General features: G+C 52.5%; 16 protein-coding genes. 13 read left to right on the plus strand and 3 right to left on the minus strand.

Annotated features, from left to right (window positions below; translation table 11 throughout):
* Nucleotides 1–37 precede the first annotated feature (37 nt).
* Nucleotides 38–502 (minus strand): hypothetical protein, encoded by a 465-nt coding sequence (locus tag NMK_RS02665; protein WP_109014208.1) that lies wholly within the window; start codon nt 500–502, stop codon nt 38–40.
* Nucleotides 503–949: 447 nt separating this feature from the next.
* On the opposite strand from NMK_RS02665, the gene NMK_RS18940 reads away from it, so the two are divergent.
* From NMK_RS18940 to NMK_RS02705, 9 genes are all read left to right on the plus strand, one after another.
* A complete protein-coding gene (locus NMK_RS18940) occupies nt 950–2,419 on the plus strand; it encodes a flagellin N-terminal helical domain-containing protein (RefSeq protein WP_109014209.1) in 1,470 nt (489 codons plus the stop codon).
* A 62-nt stretch (nt 2,420–2,481) separates the two neighbouring features.
* The gene (locus NMK_RS02675) at nt 2,482–2,853 is read left to right on the plus strand and encodes a flagellar protein FlaG (RefSeq protein WP_109014210.1); all 372 of its coding nucleotides are present in this window, start codon (nt 2,482–2,484) and stop codon (nt 2,851–2,853) included.
* A 22-nt stretch (nt 2,854–2,875) separates the two neighbouring features.
* Complete coding sequence (fliD, locus tag NMK_RS02680; RefSeq protein WP_109014211.1) at nt 2,876–4,900, plus strand: flagellar filament capping protein FliD; 2,025 nt, start codon at nt 2,876–2,878, stop codon at nt 4,898–4,900.
* A gap of 21 nt (nt 4,901–4,921) precedes the next feature.
* The gene (gene fliS, locus NMK_RS02685; protein WP_109014212.1) at nt 4,922–5,371 is read left to right on the plus strand and encodes a flagellar export chaperone FliS; all 450 of its coding nucleotides are present in this window, start codon (nt 4,922–4,924) and stop codon (nt 5,369–5,371) included.
* A complete protein-coding gene (fliT, locus tag NMK_RS02690; protein ID WP_181376146.1) occupies nt 5,368–5,682 on the plus strand; it encodes a flagellar protein FliT in 315 nt (104 codons plus the stop codon). The genes fliS and fliT overlap by 4 nt, the downstream gene beginning before the upstream one ends.
* 35 nt (nt 5,683–5,717) lie before the next feature.
* Nucleotides 5,718–5,933 (plus strand): hypothetical protein, encoded by a 216-nt coding sequence (locus NMK_RS18225; protein WP_146187122.1) that lies wholly within the window; start codon nt 5,718–5,720, stop codon nt 5,931–5,933.
* Nucleotides 5,934–5,972: 39 nt separating this feature from the next.
* Nucleotides 5,973–6,338, plus strand: a complete 366-nt coding sequence (locus NMK_RS02695) for a DUF2802 domain-containing protein (protein WP_181376147.1) — start codon at nt 5,973–5,975, stop codon at nt 6,336–6,338.
* Nucleotides 6,335–7,378 carry a flagellar hook-length control protein FliK gene (gene fliK, locus NMK_RS02700; protein WP_109014215.1) on the plus strand — a complete coding sequence of 348 codons (1,044 nt, stop codon included), beginning with the start codon at nt 6,335–6,337 and terminating at the stop codon, nt 7,376–7,378. Before NMK_RS02695 ends, fliK begins: the two co-directional genes overlap by 4 nt.
* Entirely contained in the window at nt 7,371–7,661 is a 291-nt protein-coding gene (locus NMK_RS02705) for an EscU/YscU/HrcU family type III secretion system export apparatus switch protein (RefSeq protein ID WP_109014216.1), read from the plus strand. Before fliK ends, NMK_RS02705 begins: the two co-directional genes overlap by 8 nt.
* On the opposite strand, the gene NMK_RS02710 is transcribed toward NMK_RS02705, so the two are convergent.
* A complete protein-coding gene (locus NMK_RS02710) occupies nt 7,647–10,202 on the minus strand; it encodes a [protein-PII] uridylyltransferase (RefSeq protein WP_109014217.1) in 2,556 nt (851 codons plus the stop codon). The two genes, NMK_RS02705 and NMK_RS02710, sit on opposite strands and share 15 nt — an antisense overlap.
* Nucleotides 10,202–11,152, minus strand: a complete 951-nt coding sequence (gene map, locus NMK_RS02715; RefSeq protein WP_227871347.1) for a type I methionyl aminopeptidase — start codon at nt 11,150–11,152, stop codon at nt 10,202–10,204. The genes NMK_RS02710 and map overlap by 1 nt, the downstream gene beginning before the upstream one ends.
* Before the next feature lie 29 nt (nt 11,153–11,181).
* On the opposite strand from map, the gene rpsB reads away from it, so the two are divergent.
* The 4 genes from rpsB to frr all read left to right on the plus strand — a co-directional run bounded on the left by rpsB (nt 11,182) and on the right by frr (nt 14,198).
* Nucleotides 11,182–11,934: a 30S ribosomal protein S2 gene (gene rpsB, locus NMK_RS02720; RefSeq protein ID WP_109014219.1), complete on the plus strand. Its 753-nt coding sequence runs from the start codon at nt 11,182–11,184 to the stop codon at nt 11,932–11,934.
* Between the two features lie 92 nt (nt 11,935–12,026).
* On the plus strand, nt 12,027–12,902 hold the full coding sequence (tsf, locus tag NMK_RS02725; protein ID WP_109014220.1) for a translation elongation factor Ts: 876 nt from the start codon (nt 12,027–12,029) through the stop codon (nt 12,900–12,902).
* A 5-nt stretch (nt 12,903–12,907) separates the two neighbouring features.
* Nucleotides 12,908–13,624 (plus strand): UMP kinase, encoded by a 717-nt coding sequence (gene pyrH / locus NMK_RS02730; RefSeq protein WP_109014221.1) that lies wholly within the window; start codon nt 12,908–12,910, stop codon nt 13,622–13,624.
* Nucleotides 13,625–13,640: 16 nt separating this feature from the next.
* Nucleotides 13,641–14,198 carry a ribosome recycling factor gene (gene frr, locus NMK_RS02735; protein ID WP_109014222.1) on the plus strand — a complete coding sequence of 186 codons (558 nt, stop codon included), beginning with the start codon at nt 13,641–13,643 and terminating at the stop codon, nt 14,196–14,198.
* Nucleotides 14,199–14,202 lie beyond the last annotated feature (4 nt).

Here is a 14,202-nt window from a genome sequence, read left to right on the forward strand (position 1 = left end):
GCCAAATTAGCAGTACCTCCCGCAAAACTCTATGAAGTCATCTGTTTGCAATAGTTTTCCGCGGCGCCAAGACCTTGGGCTCTTTCGGAAACGCGACAATCTCGACAATCCACGCGTCCTTCTTTGCAATTTTTTGATGCGAGAGAAAGCTTAGTTGATAAATGCCAGATGCAAGCAACGACGGGGAGTGTGGCGCGTCAATGTTTGCAATCAAAGGAAGTCGGATTTTGCGGTTGCGGAAGCGTTGCATTGCGCGATTTCTTTCCGCATATTGCCGATTCCGAGCACGGTACTGATGGTAATAATCTGGATTCTTTGCCAACCAGTTTTCACGAGCCCGTGCCTGATTGTCGATGTAATCTGGGTCGGTCTTGAGCTTTGTCCGCTGCCAATGCTGTTGCCGTACCCGCTGACATTTTGGTTGGCTGCAATAAGTCTGTCTGGGAGATTGGGCTCGGGGCGTAAATTCCTGGCCGCACGAAACGCAAAGTCTGGCTTCCATGAAACTGCTCCTCAGGTAAAGGAGAGCAGCTTATTGGATGAGCACGTGCATTTCTAATCCTTGCTGGTGGCAATCTATTTTATAAAACCAGAAAACACCGAGGAATTAGGAAGGGATTTTTTTACGGCCAATTTATGGTTGAATACTTGGCGATTGGCCAAGATATGGTTAAAAGCTCTCTGCCGGAAGCAAGATATGCCAAGTATTCTGGCCACTTTATGATTTAATTTCGAACGAATTTATAACTGACGTCACAATAACCTATAGCATTGATGTAGCGCACCGATGCCCGACGCGTTATAGCGTCTGGTTATTGCCGTCCCATGCGCTCATGAATGTTTCTCAAATTTTTCTAAAGTTTCCTTGTAGCCCTCCGATAAAGTATCCAACTGGAACAAACTGGCTCCAGTCAGATGGACCACTTTAGATAAATAAAGGAGTTTGGAAATGGCTTCGGTAATTAACACCAACGTTGCTTCGTTAAATGCCCAGCGTAACCTGGGTATGTCGCAATCTTCCCTGTCCACGACGTTGCAGCGCTTGTCCTCCGGCTTGCGCATCAACTCTGCAAAAGACGATGCGGCTGGCTTGGCGATTTCGCAACGCATGACCTCTCAGATCAGGGGTCTTAACCAGGCTGTACGTAACGCGAACGACGGTATCTCCTTGGCCCAGACGGCTGAAGGTGCCTTGTCCTCTTCCGGCGATATGTTGCAGCGTATCCGGGAGTTGGCTGTTCAGTCTGCCAACGCCTCTAACTCTGCAAGTGACCGCAAGGCGATCCAAGCTGAAGTTGGTAATCTTCTGTCTGAACTGGATCGTGTTTCCCAAACGACGGAATTCAACGGTCAAAAATTGTTGGATGGTACTTTCGGTTCCGCCACTTTCCAGGTGGGCGCAAATGCAAATCAAACGATTACCGCGACCACTGGTAATTTCCGTACCAATAATTATGGTACTAACCTTAACGAATCCAAGCTGGTTGATGCTGCTGCAACCGCAACGTCGTTGGCTGGTACGGTGGTTATCGATGGTCTGCAAAGTAAAACCGTTACTTTGACTGCTTCTGATACGGCCGGTTCAGCTGCTGCCGCAATCAACGCTGTTTCTGATTCGACCGGTGTTACGGCTTCTGCTCGTACAGTCACTCAGTTGGATACCTTCGTTGCTGGCGGCTCCTATTCCTTGGCTGTCAAGGGCGATAATACGACCACGGCAGCGAATATCACGTTTAGCGTTTCTGCGAACACAGCTTCTGGCCTGGCTGAAGCTGTTTCTGCCTTCAATAATGCATCTTCAACTACCGGTATCACGGCAAAGTTGAATACTTCAAACACCGGGATCGTTCTTACGAATGAAGCTGGTGCAAACGTCGATATTACGAACAATTCGGCTGCTGCAGGCACGAGCTTCAATATGTATGCCTTCGATGCTCCGACTACCCTGACCAGTGGTACGGCATCGTTCGGTGCCGCACTTGCTGTTGCAGGTGCTGGCGGCACAGGGGTGGCTGAAGGTACGGTTGAAATGAGCTCTAACAAGGGCTTCTCGATTAACACAACCAGTACCTCTGCAATGGCGACCACCGGTGCTTCAAGCCTGAATGCAGTGAACACCATCGATGTGTCTACGGTTGATGGTTCCACTATGGCTCTGAAGATTATTGACTCGGCCCTGGCTACGGTTAACGGCCAGCGCGCATCCTTCGGTGCACTGCAGTCACGCTTCGAAAATACCGTTTCGAATCTGCAAACCACCTCTGAGAACCTGTCTGCATCGCGCAGCCGGATTCAAGATACGGACTTTGCTGCTGAAACGGCAAACCTGTCTCGTACCCAGGTACTGCAGCAAGCGGGTGTGGCAATGTTGGCGCAAGCAAATGCTCTGCCCAACACCGTGTTGTCTCTGCTGAAGTAATCGTGTCCTGAAGTAAGCCCGGCTACGTCAAGTAGCCGGGCCTTTTCATAAGGATCACCATCATGGATCTAATGTCGATCAACAGCGCCACAACGGATATGTTCCAAAAGCAGTCCGTTACTATGACGCCTGTACAACCTCAACAGTCTCGCTTGGATATTCAACCGACAAGTAGCTCTACCTCTTCCCAAAGTGGTGGCCAAGATTCATCAAAAGAACAAACCAAGAATGCGATTGATGCGATCAATAAAACCATGGCGAGTATGTCGAGAAGCCTGGAGTTCGCTGTCGATGATGATGTTCACATGACCATTGTAAAGGTGGTGGACACTCAAACTCATGACGTTATCAGGCAAATTCCTTCAGAAGAAGTTGTTGCTATTGCCAAAGCGCTGGATAAAATCCAAGGATTGCTGATCAAACAGCAAGTGTAGCGATTGATGAAAAGGTGATGACATGGCTTCAATTACGTCTCCAGGCATAGGTTCAGGGCTTGATGTTAACGGTATTGTCAGCAAGCTGATGCAGGTAGAGCAGCAGCCATTAGCGCTGCTGGATTCTAAGGAAGCCAAGTACCAATCCAAATTGACGGCCTACGGGACGCTTAAAGGAGCTTTGTCGTCATTTCAAACTGCGGCTCAGGCGGTTAATGATGTATCTAAATTTCAGTCTGCAAGCGCCACCGTAGGAGACTCATCTGTTTTCACTGCTACCGCACAAAGTAATTCGGTGGCTGGGGCTTATAACATAAATGTTACCCAGCTTGCCCAGGCCCAGAGTTTAATGGCTGCTGGTCAATCTACCACCAATACAGCCATTGGTTCGGGCGCTACTACGACCCTGACCTTTCAATTTGGGACGATCTCTGGGGGGACGTTCACGAACGGTGTTTATACTGGGGCTGGCTTCTCACAAGATGGCACGAGTTCGACCGGTACGGTGACCATTGATAGCTCGAACAACACTTTGCAAGGCATTCGGGATGCAATCAACGCTGCGAATGTCGGTGCTAATGCCACTATTGTTAATGATGGTACTTCCAACCGGTTGGTTCTGACTTCAAAAGCGACCGGTGCTAATAGCAGCATGAGTATCAGTGTTAGCGGCGATTCGACCCTGGCTAATTTGCTCAATTATGATCCTACGCAAGCTGCGGGATCGCAGACTGGTCAGAATTTAACTCAAACTGTCGCTGCACAAAGTGCTGCGCTCACTGTTAATGGTATTTCGATTACTAGCGCGTCCAACTCGGTCAGTGGTGCTATTGATGGAGTGAGCTTAAGTTTAATTAAAACTGGCAGTACAACACTAAATGTGGCTAGGGATACCAGTACTGCCAAAAAAGCAATTCAGGATTTTGTTGCTGCCTACAATTCCTTAAATGGAACAATCTCGTCTTTGGCATCTTATGATGCCACGAGCAAGCAAGGTGGTATTTTGCTCGGGGATTCTGCGGTTAATTCGATTCAGGCCAGAATCCGCGGTTTATTGGGATCCGCATTAACTGGTGTGGGAGGGAGCTACACGACCCTTTCCCAAGTGGGTGTCTCCTTCCAAAAAGATGGCACACTATCTCTGGATACCAGCAAACTGCAAACTGCATTGGCCAGTAAGCCTGATGATGTTGCAGCTTTGTTCTCTGCCTATACCAAAACGTCCGATAGTTTAGTTAGCTATAGTAGTTCCAGCACTAAAACGATTGCTGGTAGTTATCCGTTGAACGTTACCCAGATTGCAACGCAAGCAACGGCGACTGGTGGCGTCGATATTTCCGCGGGTGCTGTCATTACTAAAGATGTAAACGATACTCTTGCAGTAAAACTGGATGGGACAACTGCGATAGTTACGTTGACACCTGGTACATATACGGCTTCTAAATTAGCTGCTATGGTGCAAGCGGCAATTAACGGAAACTCGAATTTTTCCAAGGCAAGCGATTCGGTAGCAGTTACTGTATCCGGCAACAATCTCTTGTTTACTTCGAATCGTTACGGCTCTGGATCCAATGTCAGCATTACGGGCGGAACAGCCCAGGCGACAATCGCGGGAACGACAACAGATGTTGCTGGCGTGGATGTTCAGGGAACTATTGGAGGCGTGACGGCATTGGGTTCTGGGCAATACCTCACGGGAGCTGCAGGCAGTGCAGCAGACGGTCTGAAGGTGAGGATCAATGGGGGTAACATTGGGAGTCGAGGGAACATTAATTATTCCCATGGATTTGCGCTGCAAATCAGCGATCTCATGGATACATTCCTTTCTTCAACCGGCCCCCTTGCAAGTAGAACAGACGGGATTAATAGCTCAATTAAGAGTATCGACGATCAGCGTACGACGCTTAACAATCGATTGGCAGATATTGAAAAACGCTATCGTGCCCAATACACGGCGTTGGATACCTTAATGAGCCAGATGACATCTACGAGTAATTATTTGACGCAGCAATTGGCGAGCATCTCGGCCTCTACCAGCAGTAAATAAAGCATAAACCTGGAGAACAAAGTGAATACTTCGGCAAGAAATGCAATGAATGCATATGCGAAGATGGGGCAGGATGTCGCGGTGGAAACGGCTTCTCCGCATAAATTGATCAGCATGCTCTATGAAGGAGCCATTCTTGCAATAGTCAAAGCCAAGGCTTACATGCAAAACGGCGAGGTTGCTGCGAAGGGCGAGTCCATTTCAAAGGCTATGTCTATCATCAATCTTGGCTTGCTAGCGAGCTTGGACACCTCTGTAGGAGGTGAATTGGCTCACAATTTGCAGATGCTGTACGAATATATGTTAAGGGTGCTGCTGGACGCGAATATCCAGAATGACTCCGCAAAACTTGATGAAGTTGCTGTTTTGTTGCGTGACTTGAAAGGTGCATGGGATGCAATCGAAGGCAAAACCCAGGCGGAGGCCGCAGCCCCTGTCGAACGTGCATCTGTGAGTTACGCACGCGCATGAGCGATGAACTCCTCAGCGAGTACCGCCGCCTGTTGACGTTGAGTCAATCGCTGGCTGAGGCTGCCAAATCTGGAGAGTGGGATGCGGCAATTGCGTTGGAACAAGCGCGCGCGGAAGTAGTCCATAAGATTGAAACGCTCGGTCATCAGATGCTTTCTAATGAAACGAGTGTTGAGGTTGCATCGCTGATTCGAGATGCTTTGGCATGTGATGAGTCTGCTAAATTCGCGTTAGCCACGGCGATGGGCGATTTAAAAGAGCTCATCGATTCCACAGTGAACCAACGCCGGTTGGGAGATAGTTACTTGTAGTTCATGCAGGACAATGAAAGGACAAGCTTGCTTTCATGGTTCCCCCCGAAATTCGATTTCCTTCCGCCAATATTTCACCTGGCAACGAAGCGATAGCGCATGTAGATGCAACGCATCCTATCCACCCCCGCGAGCCAATTTCTGGCCTTCCGTTAAATAACTCAGCTGAAGACCGAAAGAAAAAGAAAAAAGATTCATCATCTGATCCGCATACCTCGGAAGAGGGCCATATCGTCGACGACTATGCTTGATGTTGATACCATCGCGTGCATTCATCCATGGAGTCCGAGATGGACGCAATCGTAATTACCTGGCGTGAGTTGTTGGTGGTACTCGTTATCGTGCTTGGTGTCTATGTTGCCGAGATGCTGCTGATGATGCGATCGAGCGGTAACTTGCGGAGGCCGCGCTGGCTGGGGCTGATCCAGGAAAAAAAGTTCGAAACGGAGCTGCGCCAGGAGTTGGAGGCGTTGCGCGAACGCATTGAGCAACTTGAGGCGAACTTGCCGATCAAAAATGAAGAAGGTGAAACCGATACCCCATACAATCGGGCGATCCTGCTTGCTCGCCAGGGTTATGATGCGGCGCGTTTGTCTGAAGAGTGCGGTATCTCGCGTGGCGAGGCCGAATTAATCGTTTCCATGCAGAAGCGATGATTCACAACGATATCCAGAACCAGCTGGCTTTACTGGTCAAGACATCCGCTGCGCCACTTATCGAAGTGGCGCAGGATGTTACCGAAACCCCGCAGTGGGTGCCGGGAGAGCGACTTCCTGCTTTTGTGCTGGCCAGTTTGCCCAACGGGCGTTTTCAGGTTCAGATCCAGGATCAGGTTCTGGATATGAACCTACCGCGTAATTCCGAGCCAGGACAGAAGCTCGATCTCACCTTTGTATCTGCAACGCCCCGAATGACCTTTGCGCTGGCTGGCGACCTGGCTAAAGCCCTCCCCGCCAACAGCGGGGTAAGTCTTAGTGAAACTGCAAAATTTCTTGGTGCCTTGATTCAAAAAGGCGTCTCTAATACTGATGCAGCGACTACCAATAGGGTGGTTAGAAACGCGCCGATTTTAGCGGGTGAACCTCCTGCCAATATTCGAGAATTTGCAGCGGCGCTCAAGACTGCGGTGACACAAAGCGGGCTGTTCTATGAATCCCATCAGGCGCAATGGGTGAGTGGCGAACGCAGCTTGTCTATCCTCATGCAAGAGCCACAGGCTCAGTTGCCATTGGCGCATGCCACAACGAATACGATGACTCAAGTCAGTGCCGATACCAAGACAGCACTGGATAATAATCTACAGCCTACATTACAACCCGGGCGCGATGCAGTGCACCCGCAAGCAGCCCCCCTCGTCCAGCAGCAGCTGGAAGCCTTGGATACTCGCCAGATCGTTTGGCAAGGCCAAGTATGGCCAGGACAAAATATGGACTGGCAAATCGAGGAGGACGCTTCTCATCCTGACTCGAACTACGACGACGAGACGCCGCAATGGCGCACGCGCTTGCATCTCGATTTGCCGAGCTTGGGCGGTGTGACTGCCAGGTTGGCTATAGACCGTGCGGGTATTCGAGTGGAAATGGCTACGGAAAAAAGCGATAGTGCCAATGTGTTGAAAAACGAAATGACGCAGTTGGCGACGTCGATGGAAGCTTCTGGCATCAAGGTGGCAGGCTTGACGGTGAAGCATGGCTGATTCGCCCCCACGTCAACTGGCGGTCGCGCTGGCTTATCAGGCCGGGACGGCGGCGCCGAGGGTTACTGCGAAAGGACGCGGGCTCTTGGCCGAGGCTATTATTCAGAAGGCCAAGGAAGCCGGGGTGTACGTGCACGAATCCCCTGAACTGGTCTCGCTGTTGATGCAGGTCGATCTCGATCAACGTATTCCACCTGAACTTTATGTGGCGGTCGCTGAGTTGTTGGCCTGGCTCTATCGCCTGGAGCACGGCCACACGGAGGGGCTATTACAGCACCCTTAACAATTCCTGCTCGATCTCTTCTATTTCGCGCTGAGGCAAAGTCGCACTGCGGTGTCCGGAGATCATCAGCGTATCTTCTGCACGATTACCTAGAGTATTGATACGGGCCGTATGAAGGCTCGCACCGTGTTTGAGCAATACCTGTGCGACTCGAGACAACAAGCCGGGCCGATCTCCTGCGACGAGAGATAGGACATGTTTGGATGACCGCTCGTCAGGCTTGATAGTGACTGAGGGAGTCATGGGGAAGTGCTTTAGCCTGCGACTGATGCGTCCGGCAAGGGGCGGTTCGGGCGGTGTAGAGGCGGTCAGCCTTGGCGTTAGCTCGCGCTCAATATAGGCGATGAGGTCGCTATAGCGTACCGAGCGGTCGCTTTGGTCGAGGATCAAAAAGCTGTCCAGCGCGTAACCGTGGCGAGTGGTATGAATGCGAGCCTCGACGATGTTGTATCCCATACGCTCGAAAAATCCACAAATGCGGGCGAACAAATCGTCCCGATCACGTGTGTAGATCATGACTTGAATGCCGTCCCCGGCAGGGGAGAGGCGTGCACGCACAATAGCCTGTGCGGTTTCGACATGAGTGAGCAATAAACGTGTTTGCCAGGCAATTTCCTTGGCGTCGAGCTTGAGGAAATACTCATCGTCCAAATATTTCCACAGCGGTCGGCAGGCTTCTTCCGTGACGTCGTAATACCCCAATACCTTGAGTGCATCTTTTTGCTTGGCCGCGATTTCCTGGGCGATATCTAACAACTTTCCATGCAAATGGCGCAACGCAGTATGGTAGAGGCTTTCCAGCAAGCGGCTCTTCCATGCGTTCCAAACACCTGGGCTTGTGCCCCGGATGTCAGCCACGGTAAGAAGGTAAAGCGCATTCAAGTGACGCACATCACCCATTTTGCGTGCAAATTTGGCAATCACTTCGGGATCGCTGATGTCCTGATGCTGGGCTGTCGCCGACATCAATAAATGCTGTTCTACCAACCAGACAACCAATTTTGCGTCCTCTTCGGGCAGAGCATGTTCGCGGCAAAAAGCCTCTGCATCTACTGCACCCAAGGTTGAATGGTCGCCGCCGCGGCCTTTCGCAATATCGTGGAACAACACTGCCAGATAAAGCACTTCCGGCCGCTCGAACTCACTGAACAGTCGGCTGCACAAAGGAAATTCGTGGGCATTCCTGGCTTCCGAATAGCGACGCATGTTGCGCATGACGTTCAGCGTGTGTTCGTCCACGGTGTAGACGTGGAACAGGTCGTGCTGCATCTGTCCGGTAATCCGCCCGAAAGCCGGGATGTAGCGCCCCAGAACGTCGTAACGGTGCATGCGGCGAAGCGCGTGCAGGATGCCATCCTGTGCTCTTAAGATACGCATGAAATTCTTACGATTTTCGGGATTTGCGCGGAAGGATTTGTTGATCGTATGGCGTGCATGCCAGAGCTGGCGGATTGTCGCAGGGCCCATGCCCGTCAATTGTTTGTTGTGTTGCAGCGTCAGGAATGCTTGCAGAATGGTTTGCGGCTTTTGTTTGAACAAATCCTCCGTGCGAGCTTCGAGCCAATGGCCTCGTGCGACGAAGTTTTCGTCCAGGTCGACGCGGATCGACTGTTCCGGATGAACAATGCTCTTTAGCGATTGCAGCAGGATTTCATTCATCAGACTGACGAATCGAGCGCAACGATAAAACTGCTGCATGAGATGTTCGCTACGAGCCAGTCCCAGGGTTCGCGCCAAGGTATCCTGATGGTCGAATAGCAGCCGGTCTTCACGGCGGTTGGAAAGGTAATGCAGGCGAATGCGCAGGTTTTGCAGCAAACGTTCATTCAGCCTGATCTGACGACATTCTTGGCTGCTGAGTAAGCCTTCCTTCATTAGTCCGTGCCAGGATGCGGGAACGCTTGCAGCGCGTGCGATCCATGCAATATTCTGCAAATCGCGCAGCCCGCCTGGGCTTTCTTTCAGATTGGGCTCCAGGTTATATGCGGTATCGTTGAAGCGATTATGGCGCTGGGTCTGCTCTCGCATTTTTGCATCGAAGAATGCGACAGCGTTCAACCCGGAAAACACGCGCTTGAGGAATTCCTGATAGCGCTGCTTGCTCCCGGCAAGCAGGCGAGATTCGATGAGGTTGGTTTGTACGGTAACGTCCTTGGAGGCTTCCTCCAGACATTCCGGCAAAGTCCTCACACTATGGCCAATCGCCAGCCCAAGATCCCAAAGGTAGCCGACCAGTTTTTCCAGCACAGGTTCGAGTGTGGCTTCCTCGCCTTCCGGCAACAGGAACAGCAGGTCTACATCGGATTGCGGATAAAGCTCCCCACGTCCGTAGCCGCCTACGGCAATCAGGCAGAGATCGCCAGGCAGTTGAAACTGCTTCCAGATGTCTTTCAGCAGTTGATCGACCATCCGGCATTGTCCCCGAAGCAGGGTGGGGGCGTCACCATTGCGCTCGAAGGATTCTTTGAGTTGTTTGCGTTCGGCCTGGAGGCGGGAGCGCCAGACCGTAACGTCTTGAGGCGGCAATATGGCGAGTTGCATCAGGGAGCCAGGGGGTTAGGAGGGCTACCAGCGGAAACGGTCAGGACTTCATAGCCTGTCTCGGTCACCAGGATGGTGTGTTCCCACTGCGCGGAAAGGCTGTGATCCTTGGTGACAATGGTCCAGCCGTCGCCTAGTTGGCGAATGTCGCGCTTGCCTGCATTAATCATGGGCTCGATCGTGAAGATCATGCCTGCCTGCAACTTGAGTCCAGTGCCGGGTTTGCCGTAGTGCAGCACTTGCGGGTCTTCGTGAAAATTCTTGCCGATACCGTGACCGCAGAATTCTCGCACTACGGAATAACCGCTCTTTTCCGCAAAAGTCTGAATGGCATGGCCGATATCGCCCAGCGTAGCACCGGGCTTCACCTGCTCGATGCCGCGCCACATGCATTCGTGCGTGATGTCGCATAGTCGCTTGGCCTGGATGGTGCCTTCTCCGACGATGAACATGCGGCTGGTGTCGCCGTGGTAGCCGTCTTTGATGGTGGTGATATCCAGGTTAACGATGTCGCCGCTCTTCAATTTCTTATCACTTGGAACGCCGTGGCAGACCTGGTGGTTGATTGAGGTGCAGATGGACTTGGGGTAGGGCCGGTGACCTGGTGGAGCATAGTTCAAAGGGGCTGGAATGCATCCTTGCACATCAACCATGTAGTCATGGCACAGCTTGTCCAGTTCGTCGGTCGTCACGCCAGGTTTAACGAATGGGGTGATGTAGTCGAGAACTTCGCCGGCAAGGCGCCCGGCGATACGCATTTTTTCGATATCTTGCGAATTCTTGATGGTGATAGCCATGGTGCTTAACAGGCGGAAAACGTGACTCCGCCTTGAATGGGGATGGGCGCTTATGTTAACATACGCGGCCTTTTCATGATGAGAAGGCAATTCACACATACGCCACGTACAGGGTGCTCGGCTTAAACAACTTTCCGGGTTTCTGCGGCGTATGGAGGATCTAACCCTTACAGGAGATTAAAATGTCAGTAACCATGCGTCAAATGCTGGAGGCGGGCGTCCATTTCGGCCACCAGACCCGCTATTGGAATCCCAAGATGGCTCCGTTCATCTTCGGTGAACGCAACAAGATTCATATCGTCAATCTAGAAAAGACCCTGCCGATGTTCCAGGACGCACTCAAGTACGTCCGCCAAGTCGCAGCAAACAAGGGTCGTATCCTGTTTGTCGGTACCAAGCGTCAAGCACGCGAAATCATCAAGGAAGAAGCAGTCCGCGCCGGTTGTTCCTTCGTCAACCACCGTTGGTTGGGCGGTATGCTGACTAACTACAAGACGGTCAAGCAATCCATCAAGCGCCTGCGCGATCTGGAAGCTATGATCGCCGACGGCAGCATCGAACGCGTAAGCAAGAAGGAAGCCCTGGTTCTGAAGCGCGAAATGGAAAAGCTCGAGCGTTCCATCGGCGGCATCAAGGACATGGGCGGTCTGCCTGATGCGATCTTCATCGTCGACGTCGGTCATGAATCCGGCGCTGTGACCGAAGCCGGCAAGCTGGGTATCCCCGTCATTGGCGTGGTCGATACCAACAACAGTGTTGAAGGCGTGACCTATGTGATCCCGGGTAACGATGACTCCAGCCGTGCAATTACGCTGTACGCCCGCGGCGTGGCTGACGCAGTGCTGGAAGGCCGTGCGCAAAGCCTGGCGGAAGTCGTGAAGATGGTTTCGCCGGAAGAAGAGTTCGTCGAAGTCGAAGAAGGCGCGACGAAGTAATAGCTTCCCAAAAAGGGGCGATTCGCCCCTTTTTTTATACCGTCGATTCCGACGATATTCGATTCAGTTAACAAGATTTGAGGAGTACGAAAATGGCGGAAATTACCGCAGGCATGGTCAAAGAACTGCGCGAGCGCACCGATGCACCGATGATGGATTGCAAGAAGGCACTCTCCGAAGCTGAAGGCGATATGACCCGTGCCGAAGAAATCCTGCGCGTCCGTTTCGGTAACAAGGCCAGCAAGGCTGCTGGTCGCGTGGCTGCCGAAGGTACCGTGGGCATCTATATCAGCGCTGACGGCAAGCAAGGTGCGATGATCGAAGTCAACTGCGAAACCGACTTCGTGGCCAAGAACGAAGATTTCCTGGCCTTGACCCGTAACGCTGCCGAGTTGGTTTCCAAGCACAACCCTGCTGACGTGACCGCGCTGTCCGCGCTCAAGATTGGCGATTCCACTGTCGATGAAGTGCGTGCTCAGTTGGTCGGCAAGATCGGTGAGAACATGGCCATCCGCCGTTTTGTGAACTTCAACGCCCAAGGCAAGCTGTCCAGCTACGTGCACGGCGGCAAGATTGGCGTCATGGTAGATCTGGTTGGCGGCGACGAAGCCTTGGCTAAGGATATTGCGATGCACATTGCAGCTGCCAAGCCTAAGTCCCTGGATGCTTCCGGCATCTCCCAGGACCTGATTGACGCTGAGCGTCGCGTGGCGATTGAAAAGGCCCGTGAAGGCGGCAAGCCCGAAGCGATGCTGGAAAAGATCGCCGAAGGTACCGTGCAGAAGTTCCTGAAGGAAGTGACACTGCTCAACCAGCCGTTCGTTAAGGACGACAAGCAGACCATCGAGCAGTTGCTAAAGTCCAAGGGCGCCAGCGTTGCCAGTTTCTCCATGTTCGTGGTGGGCGAAGGCATCGAAAAGGTTGTCACCGACTTCGCCGCCGAAGTGGCTGCTGCTGCCAAGGTCTAAGCACTATGGCCGCTCCCGCTTACAAGCGTATTCTGCTGAAACTGTCTGGCGAAGCCCTGATGGGCAACGACAGCTATGGCATTAACCGCGAAACCATCGAACGCATCGTGGCTGAGGTCAAGGAAGTCGTCGACCTCGGTGTGCAGGTGGCGGTGGTGATCGGCGGGGGCAACATCTTCCGCGGTGTGGCTCCGGCCGCCGCGGGGATGGATCGTGCGACAGCCGACTACATGGGCATGATGGCGACGGTCATGAACGCATTGGCATTGCAGGATGCGATGCGGCGCGTGGACCTCGTCAGCCGCGTGCAGTCGGCGTTGACGATCGAGCAGGTGGCTGAGCCGTACATTCGCGGCAAGGCCATCCGCTATCTTGAAGAAGGCAAGGTGGTAATATTCGGAGCCGGAACCGGTAATCCGTTCTTTACGACCGATACGGCCGCAGCATTGCGCGGCATGGAAATGAATGCCGAGATCGTGCTCAAGGCGACCAAGGTGGACGGCGTTTACACAGACGATCCTAAGACCCACCCGGATGCCATGCGCTACAAGTCGCTGACTTTTGATGAGGCGATCATGCGTAATCTGAAGGTCATGGATGCCACGGCGCTTACGCTGTGCCGAGACCAGAAATTGCCGATCAATGTATTCAGTATTTTCAAGCAGGGTGCTCTCAAGCGCGTGGTGATGGGAGAGGACGAAGGAACCCTGGTTTCCCCTTAAGGTAAGAGGACAAGCAATGATTAACGACGTTAAGCAATCCGCCGAACAAAAGATGCACAAGTCCCTTGAAGCGCTCAAGGTCGACCTCGGCAAAGTGCGTACCGGTCGCGCTCATACCGGCATTCTCGATCACGTTCAGGTTGAATATTACGGCAGCCTAGTGCCGATCAGCCAAGTCGCTGCCATCAGCCTGGCTGATGCCCGCACGATTACCGTGCAACCTTGGGAAAAAAACATGGCCGGCAAGATTGAAAAGGCCATTCGCGATTCCGATCTCGGTTTGAATCCTTCCGCCAACGGCGATGTGATTCGCGTTCCTATGCCGCCGCTCACCGAAGAACGCCGCAAGGACCTCATCAAGGTTGTGCGTGGCGAGGCCGAAGGCGCCAAGGTGGCTGTGCGTAACGTACGCCGCGATGCCAACGATGCCTTGAAGAAGCTGCTTAAGGACAAGGAAATCGGCGAAGACGAAGAGCGTCGTGCGCAGGACGAAATCCAGAAACTCACCGACAAGTTCGTCGCCGAAATCGACAAGACGCTCCAGGCCAAAGAAGCCGACCTGATGGCGGTTTAACCCA

Origin of the sequence: Novimethylophilus kurashikiensis (assembly GCF_003112435.1) — a bacterium.
Classification (GTDB): domain Bacteria; phylum Pseudomonadota; class Gammaproteobacteria; order Burkholderiales; family Methylophilaceae; genus Novimethylophilus; species Novimethylophilus kurashikiensis.

Bases quoted from the DNA above. Each gene is read 5' to 3' on its own strand.
- NMK_RS02695 (WP_181376147.1), top strand. From the start codon at position 5,973: ATGGACGCAATCGTAATTACCTGGCGTGAGTTGTTGGTGGTACTCGTT.
- rpsB (WP_109014219.1), top strand. From the start codon at position 11,182: ATGTCAGTAACCATGCGTCAAATGCTGGAGGCGGGCGTCCATTTCGGC.
- fliT (WP_181376146.1), top strand. From the start codon at position 5,368: ATGAGCGATGAACTCCTCAGCGAGTACCGCCGCCTGTTGACGTTGAGT.
- NMK_RS18225 (WP_146187122.1), top strand. From the start codon at position 5,718: ATGGTTCCCCCCGAAATTCGATTTCCTTCCGCCAATATTTCACCTGGC.
- frr (WP_109014222.1), top strand. From the start codon at position 13,641: ATGATTAACGACGTTAAGCAATCCGCCGAACAAAAGATGCACAAGTCC.
- fliD (WP_109014211.1), top strand. From the start codon at position 2,876: ATGGCTTCAATTACGTCTCCAGGCATAGGTTCAGGGCTTGATGTTAAC.
- pyrH (WP_109014221.1), top strand. From the start codon at position 12,908: ATGGCCGCTCCCGCTTACAAGCGTATTCTGCTGAAACTGTCTGGCGAA.
- NMK_RS02705 (WP_109014216.1), top strand. From the start codon at position 7,371: ATGGCTGATTCGCCCCCACGTCAACTGGCGGTCGCGCTGGCTTATCAG.
- NMK_RS18940 (WP_109014209.1), top strand. From the start codon at position 950: ATGGCTTCGGTAATTAACACCAACGTTGCTTCGTTAAATGCCCAGCGT.
- NMK_RS02710 (WP_109014217.1), bottom strand. From the start codon at position 10,202: ATGCAACTCGCCATATTGCCGCCTCAAGACGTTACGGTCTGGCGCTCC.
- NMK_RS02665 (WP_109014208.1), bottom strand. From the start codon at position 502: ATGGAAGCCAGACTTTGCGTTTCGTGCGGCCAGGAATTTACGCCCCGA.
- NMK_RS02675 (WP_109014210.1), top strand. From the start codon at position 2,482: ATGGATCTAATGTCGATCAACAGCGCCACAACGGATATGTTCCAAAAG.
- tsf (WP_109014220.1), top strand. From the start codon at position 12,027: ATGGCGGAAATTACCGCAGGCATGGTCAAAGAACTGCGCGAGCGCACC.
- fliK (WP_109014215.1), top strand. From the start codon at position 6,335: ATGATTCACAACGATATCCAGAACCAGCTGGCTTTACTGGTCAAGACA.